The organism is Streptomyces alanosinicus, from assembly GCF_014650595.1.
In the GTDB taxonomy this organism is placed as follows: Bacteria; Actinomycetota; Actinomycetes; order Streptomycetales; family Streptomycetaceae; genus Streptomyces; species Streptomyces alanosinicus.
Genome location: NZ_BMVG01000036.1, coordinates 40,717 through 52,319, shown reverse-complemented (window position 1 = coordinate 52,319; position 11,603 = coordinate 40,717). Strand labels below are relative to the sequence as shown.

Below are 11,603 nucleotides of genomic sequence, written 5' to 3'. Positions count from 1 at the left end.
ATTCCCTTGAAAGGTACGTGAGTTGCCAGGCGTTCCGGCGTACGACCAACAAATCACAGTCGCCGAGAATGTGCCTCCGAAATACCGGCGGATGTTCTTGCCACGGACTGTTCAGGTCATCGTGTGCGCGGAAGCACCGGGCCGCGTATAGGCCTCTCTCGGGACGAGAGGTCCGCCGTGCTCGCCGGCGCAGACGACGACCGTTCCGACCTGCTCGCCGCAGTCACGGTGGCGCACTTCCAGGGGCGGCCCCTCCGGGTCCGCGGTGTAGCGGTCGCCCCACTGTTTGAGTGCGATCATCACGGGCCACAGATCCCAGCCCTTGCCGGTGAGCCGGTACTCGTGGCGCGCGCGACGGCCCGGCTCGCGGTACGGGACGGTCTCCAGGATCCCGGCGGCGACGAGCTTGCGCAGCCGATCCGCCAGCACGGCCTCGGAGAGTCCCACATGCCGACGGAAGTCATCGAAGCGGCGTACGCCGTTCATGGCGTCACGCAGCACCAGCAGCGACCACTTCTCGCCGATCAGGTCCAGGGTGCGCTGCACCGTGCAGTTCTCGGTGCTGGTCTCCAGCCAGGTCATGCAGCCATCGTAGGCTGGCTTCGGCATTGACAGCCAGAGGTCTGCCTGGCTAGCTTCGGATTGTAAAGTCAGCCGGGGAGGAAGAGGGACAAGGGCCATGACAAGGTCACGGACGTTCGAGTGGCAGGATCCGAGTGTTTCCGCGGCCGCTGTCGGCGAGGAGAGCGGTCTCGACTTCCTGCGGGGCATGCTGAGCGGACGTCTGCCCGCCCCGCCCATCGCCGCAGCCCTCGGATTCGCCCTCGAACAGGTCGAGTTCGCCCGGGCCGCGTTCACCCTGGAGCCGGGCGAGGAGCACTACAACCCCATCGGGAGTGTCCATGGCGGGGTCTACGCCACTCTCCTCGACTCGGCCGCGGGCTGTGCCGTGCAGTCCGTGCTGCCGGCGGGCATGGGATACACCTCGCTCGACCTGAACGTGAAGTTCCTGCGTCCGATCACCGTCGACACCGGCAAGGTCCGCGCCGTGGGCACCGTCCTCCACCACGGCCGCCGCACCGCTCTCGCACAGGCCGACCTGCTCGACTCCGAGGGCCACCTGCTGGCCCATGCCACCAGCAGTTGCATGCTCTTCCCTCTGACACCGAGATGACACCGAACTGAGGCTCCCCCCTATGACAAGCCCCCCCCCGCAGCAGGGCGGTGGCGTGCGGCGCGTCGAGACGGAGCCTGGTGTTGGCTACCGCCCCTGACGGTGCGCTGCGCTGTCATACCGCGAGTGCCGGGCAGTGGCCACTGACGAAGCCGGGTGCCAGCCGTGTGAAGTACTCGGTGCCGATGATCTTGTTGCGCGTCTCCTCGGGGAGCCTGGCCAGGATGCCCGGCAGAGAACGCTCACGCGCGACCTCACCCTGGTGCGCGAGGATCGCGCGCCACTTCGCGTGGGCCCATGCGCGCACGTCCACGACCGCAGTCACGTACGTGTCCGGAACGCAGAGCACGCTCTTGCCGACCCCCGCCCGCAGCGATCCCAGTTCGCCGACCCCGCTCTCGGGGTGGGTGGCCGCATACAGGGCGCGGGGCTGCCAGGGGTCCCCGGCCTCCGGGTAGAGGAGCGCGAGCCCTGCGGCCGCACAGGCGAGGAGGGTGATCTGGTGGGTAGGGCGGTGGTCTGGATGACCGGTCAACTGGCCCAGCGCATCGTGGGTCACCACGATGTCGGGGCGGAACTCCCGTAGATGGCCCGCGAGTTGACCCACGGCTTCGTCGATCGACGTGTCGACGAGTCGGGCCCGGCCGGGAGCGGAGGACGGATCGCGGGCATCGGCGTAACCGAGCATGCGTGGTTCGTTCGCACCCAACTTGTCCAGGGAACCGGCGAGTTCGGGTGTCCGACGGCTGTCGGCGGCCCAGGTGGCGGTGACGACCGCAGTGCGCGCACCACGGGCGGCGTGCTGGGCGAGCACCCCACCAGCGAGCAGCGCCTCGTCGCCGGGGTGCGCGAAGACGCCCTGGCGACGGTCTTGGCGCTCTCGGCCGCGTCGTTGAAGACCCAGCCGTACTTCAGGTTGGCGATGTCCTCGTGCGGCTTGACGCAGATCGCGTAGCCGGAGTAGTTGTCGCCGGACTGGACGAGCACCCACTCCGCGGGTTTGTCGGACCTCGTGGCCAGGGGTCGGTCATGGGGCAGGCCCTGGCCAAGGAGTTGGATAGCCGTCGTCCGGTGCCGCCCAGGCACAGCCGTTCGGCCATTGTTTATCAACGCAGGGCAACATCCGTGCAACGTACAGGCGTTGAATGTCACAGCTTGGCCAACCCCTTCCCGCGCGTTGGGCGCATGTTCACGGTCCCTCCCTGATGGGACCCGCCCCTGCGCGCGAAGGTGAATGGAGGCCCACCTTCCGCCGGGCCGGCCGTCACTCCGGAGCGCTTCTCACGCTCAAGAAAGGGCCGTCATGGCTGAGTTGACACGCCGTAGACTACTTGGTTCGGCCGCAGGCGCGCTGGGCGCCACCGCGGCTCTCTCCCTCCTCCCGCCGAGCATCCAGAGGGCCGTCGCCGCCGGGCCTCCCCCGAACGGATCACTGCAGGACATCGAGCATGTGGTCATGCTGATGCAGGAGAACCGGTCGTTCGACCACTACTTCGGCACCCTGTCGGGCGTCCGGGGCTTCAGCGACCCGGACGCCCTCAGGCTCGGTACCGGGCGCTCCGTCTTCTTCCAGCCCGATGCCAGGAACCCCAAGGGCTATCTGCTGCCCTTCCACCTCGACACCCACACGTCGAGCGCCCAGGCCATCCCGTCCACCAGCCACGCCTGGGCCGTGCAGCACCAAGCGTGGAACGGCGGCAAGATGGACCAGTGGCTGCCCGCCCACCGCAGGGCCGACGGTGTCAACGGCCCCTATGTGATGGGCTACTACACGCGCGAGGACATCCCGTTCCAGTTCGCGCTCGCCGAGGCCTTCACCATCTGCGACAACTACTACTGCTCGGTGTTCGGCCCCACCTGGCCCAACCGCCTGATGTGGATGACCGGCACGATCGACCCGGCCGGCACCCACGGCGGCCCGATCATCAGCAACGTCGCGCCGACGCCGTACCGCTGGACGACGTACGCCGAGCGGCTGCAGGCGGCCGGGGTCAGCTGGAAGGTGTACCAGCAGGACGACGACTACGGCTGCAACCTGCTGGAGCAGTTCGCCACCTTCAAGAACGCGCTACCCGGCTCTCCCCTCTTCGAGCGAGGCGTGCGTCCGCAGCCTGCGGGCACCTTCGAGGAAGACGCCCGCAACGACCGCCTGCCGGCCGTGAGCTGGATCATCCCGACGGGCTACCAGTCGGAGCACCCCGACTACCTTCCGGCGGCCGGCGCCGACTTCGTGGCCTCGAAGATCGAGGCGATCGCGGCCAACCCCGCGGTGTGGAGCAAGACCGCCTTCATCCTCAACTACGACGAGAACGACGGCCTGTTCGACCATGTGCCCCCGCCCACCCCGCCCGTGGGCACGGCGGGCGAGTACATCCAAGGCCTGCCGATCGGTGGCGGTTTCCGTGTCCCCGCCATCATCATCTCGCCCTGGACCGTGGGTGGTTGGGTCGCGTCAGAGGCCTTCGACCACACCTCGGCCCTGCAGTTCCTGGAACGGTTCACGGGGGTGAAGGAGCCGAACATCAGCGAGTGGCGGCGCACCACCTTCGGCGATCTCACCACCGCGTTCCGCTTCGCGGACGCCAGTCCTCGCCCGCCCCAGCTCCCCGACGACACCGCACAGCAGCTGGAGAAGGCGAAGGAGGAGGTGGCGACGCTGCCGAAGCCGAAGCTGCCCGGAGCCGACCAGACCTTCCCGAACCAGGAAAGCGGCCACCGCCCGCACGTGTGACACCCTCGCGGATCGCCTGATCCCGGGAGCCCGGCCGACCACCGTCGACCGGGCTCCGTCACGTCGCCCGCCCGCTCGACGGCCCTCCCGCGGCGCACGCAACCATCCCGTCGGCATCCGGTCATCCTCCCTTCGCCCGGCTCGCCTTTTCCGGCCGCCCAGATCACGTAATCATCACGGGTCTAGCCCAAATGGCCCCCGAGTCGGTGCCCAGCGCCGTCGGGGGGCCGTCGGCACCCTCCTCGACGCGAGAAGTGAGACATCGACCTATGAATGCGAGAGCGGAAGTCTCCCGCCGCATCCTGCTCGGCGGCGCCGTGGCCGCCGGTGCGCTGGCCGCCCTGCCGCTGAGCCTGCGCACCGCACTCGCCGCCCCGGTGCGGGCCGGCACGCTCGACGACATCGAACACGTCGTGATCTTCATGCAGGAGAACCGGGCGTTCGACCACTACTTCGGCACCATGCAGGGAGTCCGCGGCTTCGGTGACCGCACCGCGGTGCGCGGTGTCAACGGCAAGCCGGTCTTCTACCAGCCCGACCCCTCCCGCCCCGAGGGCTGGCTCGCGCCGTTCCCGATGAACGCCGCGCACACCAACGCCTACCAGCAGGGCGCCCCCGCCTTCGGGTTCGGCGACTCCCTCAACGCCCGCAACGAGGGCCGGGCCGACGGCTACGTCACCCGGCGCGGCAGCGGCTGGCTGGGCCAGGGCTACTACGCACCCGCCGACATGCCCTTCTACAACGCGCTGGCCTCGGTCTTCACCATCTGCGACAGCTACTACTGCTCGATGGAGACCTCCACCAACCCCAACCGCGAGCACTTCATGACGGGCACCAGCGGCGGCACGGTCCGCGAGCAGGTGGTCATCGACAACTCCGAGCCGGGCTTCGAGTGGACGACGTACGCCGAGCGGCTGCAGACGGCGGGGATCAGCTGGAAGACGTACCAGGCGCAGGAGAACTTCGACGACAACGCGCTCGCCTGGTTCACCGCCTTCCGCAAGGCCAAGCCCGGCGAGGCCCTCTACGAGCGCGGTATGAAGCGGGTCGGCTCCGTGCTGGACCAGGGCAATCCATGGAAGATGGGCGACGCGCTCGTCGCGGCCTTCGCGGCCGATGTCGCCGCCGACGCGCTGCCCCAGGTGTCCTGGATCGTGGCGCCCGCGGCCCTGTCCGAGCACGCCGACTACGCCCCGCCGGACGGCGAGAACCTCACCGCGCGGCTGCTGTCGGCGCTCGCCGACAAGCCGGAGGTCTTCGCGAAGACGGCGTTCATCCTCAACTACGACGAGCACGGCGGCTTCTTCGACCATCTGGTCTCCCCGCAGCCGCCGGTCTCCCCGCAGCGCGGCCGGTCCACGGTCTCCACGGACGGCGAGGTCGTGGTCCGCGTCGCCAAGGGCGCCGGCACCTACTACCGGCCCGTCAACCAGCTGGGCCAGTACCTCACCAAGGCCGCCGACGGCAGCATCACCTGGTCGGACACCCTGCCCGCCGGCGAGACGCAGACCGCGGGGCCGTTCCCGCTGGGACTCGGCATGCGGGTGCCGATGATCGTGGTCTCGCCGTGGACCCGGGGCGGTGCGGTCTGCTCGACGGTGTACGACCACACCTCCGTCCTGCAGTTCCTGGAGCAGCGGTTCGGCGTCCACGAGCCCAACATCAGCGCCTGGCGCCGGGAGATCACCGGTGATCTGACGGAGGTCTTCGACTTCAGTGGCCAGGACCCCGACTGGCCGGCGCTGCCCGACACCTCGGGCAACCGGCAGAAGGTCATGGACTCCGGCAGCCGCCCGGCGCCGACCGTGCCCGAACCGCAGGTGTTCCCGGCGCAGCAGCGCGGCACCCGCACCTCGCGGCCCGTGCCGTACCACCTGACCCTCCGCCCCCGGCTGCGGGGCGGCGCCCTCACGCTGGACTTCGCCAACCAGGGCCGGCAGGGCGCCGTCCTCCAGGTGTATCCCGAGCCCGGCACCGTGCCGAAGCACTACACCCTGTCCGCCGGAACGACGCTGTCCGACACCTGGAGCGTCGGCGACATTGGTTATGACCTCCGCGTACACGGCCCTGACGGGCAGTTGTGGCATCTGCGCGGGGACGCCACGGGCGATGCCGAGGCCGTCGTGGACGTGCCGACCGGGGCACAGCAGGCGGAGGTGCGGCTGGCCAACCGGTCGCGGCGATCCCGTACCTTTCTGGTCGGCGACCTCGCCTACGGCGGCGGCACCCGCGAGGTGCGCGTGGGCGCCGGGGCGGAGCAGAGCGTGCAGGTTCCGCTGGCCCGCGAGGGCTGGTACGACCTCGCGATCGGGATCGCGGGCGAGCCGTTCTTCCGGCGCCGCTGGGCCGGACGCGTCCCGTCGCCGCTGCAGGGTGTGACCGATCCGGCGATGGGTCTGCCCGACGCGCTCGGCGTCGCCGTCACCCTCGCCGCCGCGTCCACCACGATCGACGAGGCGGTCCTCGTCCCCGGACACACCGCCAGGATCAGCGTCGAGCTGACCGCACGGGAGAAGGTCACCGCCCTGGAGGCGGCGCCCGTCGTCCCGCCGGGCTGGCAGGTGCGCACCGTGACCGCGCCGCCCGCGTCGCTGGCCGCCGGCGCCTCGGCGAAGGCCGTCTACGACATCGCGGTCCCCGGCGATGTCACCGGGGACGGGCACCGGTTGCTCGTCACCGCGCGGGGCCGGTCCGGCGAGCGGTATGTGCTGGCCGACGGCGAGATCAGTGCCCGTGTCGCGGTGTCCGTCGCCGGTCATCCGCTCGGCGAGGACTTCGAGTCGGTCGCCGGCGCCCTGCAGACGTCGGGCGGTGTCCTCGGCTGGACGGCGAACGCTCCGGCGGGCTGGAAGGTCGTCAACGCCGCCGCCATGCCGCAGGGCACCCCGCGTCTGCAGGGCTGGACCTTCCACACCAAGCGGCTGTGGCAGACCGGCGGTCAGGACCGGGGGAACTTCAGCCGCGCGCTGGGCGTCGTCGCCGTCGCCGACCCGGACGACTGGGACGACACCGGCTCGCCGTCCAGCAAGGGCCGTTTCGACTCCTCACTCGTCTCCCCGGCGATCCAACTACCTTCTGGAGCAGGGAAGTTGTATGTCTCCTTCGACTCCCACTACCGCCAGGAGGCCCCGCAGGAGGCGGAACTGACCGCCGTCTTCGACGACGGAACCACCGTACGGCTGCTCCACTACTCGTCGGCTGTCAGCGGTAACGACAATCTCGGCCAGGACGCGGAGAACGCCTACGTCGCCCGTGACACCGCCGTCCCGGCCGGCGCCCGCTCGGTGACCCTGACCTGGCGTGTCTTCAATGCCGGCAACAACTGGTACTGGGCGGTCGACCACATCCGCGCGGATGTGAACCCGCTGCCGACGTACTGACCGGCACGGGCGGCACGGCGCTTCGGCGCCGGGGGTGCGGCGTCCGGTGATCGCAGATGCCGCACCAGCCCTCGCTCTCCCTGCCGCACGCAGCCGAACGCCTCCTACAGCAGGACGGCACCCTCGCTCGCGCAGCTCTCGGCGGCCAGTCCGGTGCTCTTCCCTTCCGGGCGAAGGAGGTTCGTCGCCACGTCGGCGATCGAGCGGTGCCATACGGTGAAGCGCCGCGCCATCGCATGGTCGCCCTGTCCGACCAGGACCATGCCCGCGCGTGCGCCTGAGGTCCGGGCTCTGCCGACGTACTCCGCGGAGGCGTCGGCACTGGTCACGCCGTCCCGGTCGCCGTGCATCACCACGATGGCCTTGCCGGCGAGTTGGCCGGTGGGTTCGTGGTCCGGCAGCCACGGCGCCAGGGCCAGCACGCCGTGGACACGCGGATGGGACGCGGCGCGCAAGGCCACTCTGCCGCCCATGGAGTGGCCGATGAGAACCACCGGCACCTCGCCCGCGATCCGCCCGAGTTCGTCGAGCGCACGCAGGGCGTCGTCGAGCGGCTCGCCCCGGTTCCATCCGCGATAGCGGTAGCGCACCTCGCCGCGTACGACGTCGTGGACCTCCGCCACGGATCCGACCGTCCTGAGGATCGAACGCATCCGCAGTGCCGCCAACTGCCAGGACCGCGAGGCCTTGTAGCTCTCCTCCGATCCCCCGTGCAGGATCATCACGGCCGCTCGCGCCGACTGCGGGCGATACCGCGCATGGAACGCGCGAGCATGGGGTGCGGCATCCACGAACCATGGCATCGGTCTCTCCCTCACCGGACGACTGTTGACTGGAAGTAGACAAGAATGCGTCCGGTGTTGCCCGCGTCCACCTCACGTCGGGCGTACAGCTTCCTGATGTGCTTCTGGTCCAGGAACGCGAGAACGCGCGCCTTCAGTCGCCCGGAACCCTTGCCCGGAATGATCTCCACGACGGGCTCACCCGAGTGGTTGGCCCTGAAGAGGAACTGCCGCAGCGCCAGTTCGATGTCCTGGTTGTTGCGGAAGATCGGATGGAGATCGAGCGACATCATGCGAGGCCTCCTGGAGATGCGGCACCGCTATCTTCGCAAACGTTGCCGAACGCGGGGTGTCGGGTGTCGGCGGGGTGTGATCGGAAGGGTCGGCCTGGGCATCGGGGGCCGCGTCCAGGGCTTCGGAGGCGAGCGACCGGTCGTATGGTCCAAAGCGAGACGATCTGTGATATCTGACCTGTGCCCTCTCGAATATCCGACCTGCCCTCTCAAAAGCCACTGACCACAGCGGAAGGACCCGCCATGGAGCTCATGCGCGCCGCGCGGCTGCATGTCCCCTCGCGCACCCTGACGGTCGAGGACGTGCCCAGGCCCGCCCCCGGCCCCCGGCAGGTACTGGTGAGAGTCGAAGCCGCCGGCGTGTGTCTGTCCGACGTCCATGTCATCGACGGCACCCTCACCCCTGCCTACCTGCGCGCGGAGGCCGTCACCCTCGGGCACGAGGTCGCCGGCACCATCGCCGCGCTCGGACCGGACGTGACGGGCTGGACGACGGGCCAGCGGGTCGTACTGCAGGCGGGCGAGACCCGCGACGGCCGGGTCCTGACCCGCGGAATCGACTACGACGGCGGCTGGGCCCAGTACGCGCTGGCCGATGTGGCCACCCTGTTCAGGCTGCCCGACTCGATCCCGTTCGAGCAGGGGGCGATCATCCCGGACGCGGTCTCCACCCCCTGGGGGGCCATCACGACCACTGCCGGGGTCAAGCCCGCGCAAGCCGTGGGTGTGTGGGGCGTGGGCGGGCTCGGGGCCCACGCGGTCCAGCTGCTGCGCGCTGTCGGGGCCTACCCGATCATCGCCGTCGACCCCGCCCCGGCCGCCCGCCGCCGCGCCCTGGACTTCGGCGCCGACCTGGCGCTGGATCCGGCCGACGCGCAGCTGCGCGAGCGGATCCTGGCCGCGACCGGCGACCGGGCGCTGGCGGTAGCCCTCGACTTCGCCGGTGTCCCCGCCGTCCGCGAGCAGGCCCTGACCGTCCTCGCGCCCAAGGGACGCCTTGTCCTGGTGGGGCTGACCGACAGGCCCCTGACCGTCACCGACGGCACGCGCTTCAGCTATCTGCAGCACCAGATCCTCGGCCACTACGGCTCCGAGGAGGATGCCGTCCCGCAGCTGATCGCCCTGGCCGAAGGCGGCCGGCTGGACTTCTCGCGCTCCATCACCGACGTGCTCCCCCTCGACGACGCCGCCAAGGCCGTCCAGCGCCTGCTCACCAAGGAAGGCGACCCGATCAGGCTGATCCTGCGCCCCTGAAAGGAACCGCCTTCGACATGTGGACCGGCTGTCTCGGCGCACGCGCCCTGGCCACCCGGCCGGCGGGTCCGGTCAGGGTGCCGCGTGGCGCAGTCCGGCGATGAAGGCGGCGCCGTTCGGTGTGCCGACTCCGGTCATCGTGTCGTAGCCCTTGGCGGTGACCTGCTGGGTCTGGGTGCGTTCCTGGGAGTCGAAGACATCGACACCCGTGCCGTCCGAGGGCCCGTTCGCCGGCAGGTAGGTGTCACGGTCCTGCTGGGGCGTCGACCTCCCGACCGGCAGGACATCGTGGAACGCGCGTGTGCCGGCAAGCCGGTAGATCAGTGGGTTGACGAAGCCGAAGGCCGACGTGCGGCCTTGCTGAGCGTCGGCGACCAGGCCGGCGATCAGGGGGCACGCCAGGCTGGTACCGGCGTTCACCATGGTCCGGTACGGCCCCGGCTTCCCCTGGCTGTCCGACTGGATGTACCCGGTCAGCAGGCCCGTGTCGGGATCGCCGTCGGCGGCGATGTCGGGTACCGCCCGCTCGGTGGCGATCCGGTTGCCGATGCGGACGTGTGACATCGACGCGGGGACGACGCCCTTCTGGTAGGCGGGCTGCCCGTAGACACGGCTGGTGCCGCCTCCGCCCCCGCTGACGCCCACGTCGGTCCACTTGCCGTGGTCCAGGGAGCCGTAGTCGTCGGACCACCCGGTCTCGAAGACCCGGTTGTCCGTGGCCCCGATGCCGAGGCTGGTGCCGCCGACCGACATCGCGTACGGGTCGGAGTCGGTCGCCGTCAGGCCGGGCGTGTCACCGGAGGCGAAGTACACACCGACCCCCTCGGCGGCGGCCCGCACATCGATCGCGTGCACGGTACGCTCCGGCACCTCGCCCAGGGGAATCTGCCATGAGTTGGACTCGATGGAGGCGCTGGGGTGGTGGCCGTTGCCCGTCAGCACGGCGAGCGCTGCGTCGAGCAGCGCCTGGTCCTCGTCGCAGCCCCCTCCGATCACCATCAGCTGGTCGGCCCCGGGCGCCATGGCGTAGAGCGCTTCGGAGTCCATCTCCGCCTCGTCGTTCACGGCGGCCGCGCGGGCCGCGCCCCGCGCGGGAGCGGGGCAGGACGTTCCGGACCGGATCTCCCGGAACTGGGAGGGTTTCGGCGCGGGCAGATGGTTGCTCTTCGCGTAGTCCTTCAGCGTCTGGAACATCGCCGTCGGCGACTCGTCCTCGGTCAACGCCACCGTCTGGCCCTTGCCGGTGTCCGTCCACGTCGCACCGTAGGCGGCACGGATCTGGCCGGCGGAGTACCCGCAGACCGGCAGGGATCCCTTGGTCAGCCCCTGGTAGGCCGGGTGGAAGGTCTGCGTGTGCTGCGCCCAGTACCGGGAGCAGGCCGGCGCTGCCGCCGCCTCTCCGGGCCGGCCCGGAGCCGGCGTTGCCGCGCCCCGGGTCGCGGCCGGCCGCGCGCCGCCCAGCCCGGTGACGCCCAGCACGTCACCGGCGAGCGAAGCCGGCACCGTCACATCACGGTCGTTGGACTGGATCAGGCTGGGCCTTCCGTTCGCGTCCTTGACCCGGTACCGGTTGATCCGCACCTGGAACGCCGACTGCACCGTCGACGCCGGCCCTGTCGCCGAGACATAGTCGCGGCCGGCGCTGATGTTCACCCGCGTGAGGCCCTCGGCGCCGAGCCAGCGTGCGAGTGCCCGGGCATGCGCGGGGGAAGGACCGAACCGGGCGGTGTAGGCGTCGGGGCTCAGATAGTGGTGGAACTCGGCGCTGCCTGGTGTGGCCACCGCGTCGGCGAACGCGGCGGCACCGGCCAGGTCCGGCTTCAGCCACACCTGGACGGTGAGCTGCTGCGAGGACGGCACGGAGCCGGCGACGGTCATGGCGCGCACGGCGGGAGAAGCCGTTCCCGGCACCGCTGCGCCGGCCGCCGCCTGTGCGCCGTCGGGCATCCCCAGCATCGCCCCTGCGACCAACACGGCCGCACAGCCTAC

Annotated in this window: 10 protein-coding genes; 5 read left to right on the top strand and 5 right to left on the bottom strand. The window is 70.4% G+C overall.

The genetic code is table 11. The annotated features are described in order from the left end of the window. Positions 1-111: 111 nt before the first annotated feature. Positions 112-582 (bottom strand): winged helix-turn-helix transcriptional regulator, encoded by a 471-nt coding sequence (locus IE277_RS38050; RefSeq protein WP_189958313.1) that lies wholly within the window; start codon positions 580-582, stop codon positions 112-114. A gap of 97 nt (positions 583-679) precedes the next feature. On the opposite strand from IE277_RS38050, the gene IE277_RS38045 reads away from it, so the two are divergent. Then, positions 680-1,174: a PaaI family thioesterase gene (locus IE277_RS38045; RefSeq protein ID WP_189958312.1), complete on the top strand. Its 495-nt coding sequence runs from the start codon at positions 680-682 to the stop codon at positions 1,172-1,174. Between the two features lie 115 nt (positions 1,175-1,289). Here IE277_RS38045 and IE277_RS38040 read toward each other — a convergent pair whose 3' ends face one another. Further along, positions 1,290-1,988, bottom strand: a complete 699-nt coding sequence (locus IE277_RS38040) for a PIG-L deacetylase family protein (RefSeq protein ID WP_229882264.1) — start codon at positions 1,986-1,988, stop codon at positions 1,290-1,292. Here IE277_RS38040 and IE277_RS48025 point away from each other — a divergent pair. The 3 genes from IE277_RS48025 (at position 1,974) to IE277_RS38030 (ending at position 7,285) form a co-directional block, all read left to right on the top strand. Continuing rightward, the gene (locus IE277_RS48025) at positions 1,974-2,129 is read left to right on the top strand and encodes a hypothetical protein (protein ID WP_229882263.1); all 156 of its coding nucleotides are present in this window, start codon (positions 1,974-1,976) and stop codon (positions 2,127-2,129) included. The genes IE277_RS38040 and IE277_RS48025 overlap by 15 nt on opposite strands. A gap of 348 nt (positions 2,130-2,477) precedes the next feature. After that, positions 2,478-3,905, top strand: coding sequence for an alkaline phosphatase family protein (locus IE277_RS38035; RefSeq protein WP_189958311.1), 1,428 nt, complete (start codon positions 2,478-2,480; stop codon positions 3,903-3,905). 269 nt (positions 3,906-4,174) lie between these two features. Continuing rightward, complete coding sequence (locus IE277_RS38030) at positions 4,175-7,285, top strand: phosphocholine-specific phospholipase C (RefSeq protein WP_189958310.1); 3,111 nt, start codon at positions 4,175-4,177, stop codon at positions 7,283-7,285. Between the two features lie 104 nt (positions 7,286-7,389). Here the strand turns inward: IE277_RS38030 and IE277_RS38025 are convergent, their stop codons facing one another. Together IE277_RS38025 and IE277_RS38020 are read right to left on the bottom strand one after the other, a co-directional pair. After that, entirely contained in the window at positions 7,390-8,088 is a 699-nt protein-coding gene (locus IE277_RS38025; protein ID WP_189958309.1) for an alpha/beta hydrolase, read from the bottom strand. Positions 8,089-8,099: 11 nt separating this feature from the next. Then, on the bottom strand, positions 8,100-8,360 hold the full coding sequence (locus tag IE277_RS38020; RefSeq protein WP_189958308.1) for a Smr/MutS family protein: 261 nt from the start codon (positions 8,358-8,360) through the stop codon (positions 8,100-8,102). Positions 8,361-8,603: 243 nt separating this feature from the next. On the opposite strand from IE277_RS38020, the gene IE277_RS38015 reads away from it, so the two are divergent. Continuing rightward, complete coding sequence (locus IE277_RS38015; protein WP_189958307.1) at positions 8,604-9,614, top strand: zinc-binding dehydrogenase; 1,011 nt, start codon at positions 8,604-8,606, stop codon at positions 9,612-9,614. Positions 9,615-9,686: 72 nt separating this feature from the next. Here the strand turns inward: IE277_RS38015 and IE277_RS38010 are convergent, their stop codons facing one another. Further along, positions 9,687-11,588: a S53 family peptidase gene (locus IE277_RS38010; RefSeq protein WP_229882262.1), complete on the bottom strand. Its 1,902-nt coding sequence runs from the start codon at positions 11,586-11,588 to the stop codon at positions 9,687-9,689. Positions 11,589-11,603 lie beyond the last annotated feature (15 nt).

What these genes read in the sequence shown, in the direction of transcription:
- IE277_RS38050 (WP_189958313.1), bottom strand. Translation starts at nt 582, where the DNA reads ATGACCTGGCTGGAGACCAGCACCGAGAACTGCACGGTGCAGCGCACC.
- IE277_RS38045 (WP_189958312.1), top strand. Translation starts at nt 680, where the DNA reads ATGACAAGGTCACGGACGTTCGAGTGGCAGGATCCGAGTGTTTCCGCG.
- IE277_RS38035 (WP_189958311.1), top strand. Translation starts at nt 2,478, where the DNA reads ATGGCTGAGTTGACACGCCGTAGACTACTTGGTTCGGCCGCAGGCGCG.
- IE277_RS38030 (WP_189958310.1), top strand. Translation starts at nt 4,175, where the DNA reads ATGAATGCGAGAGCGGAAGTCTCCCGCCGCATCCTGCTCGGCGGCGCC.
- IE277_RS38025 (WP_189958309.1), bottom strand. Translation starts at nt 8,088, where the DNA reads ATGCCATGGTTCGTGGATGCCGCACCCCATGCTCGCGCGTTCCATGCG.
- IE277_RS38020 (WP_189958308.1), bottom strand. Translation starts at nt 8,360, where the DNA reads ATGATGTCGCTCGATCTCCATCCGATCTTCCGCAACAACCAGGACATC.
- IE277_RS38015 (WP_189958307.1), top strand. Translation starts at nt 8,604, where the DNA reads ATGGAGCTCATGCGCGCCGCGCGGCTGCATGTCCCCTCGCGCACCCTG.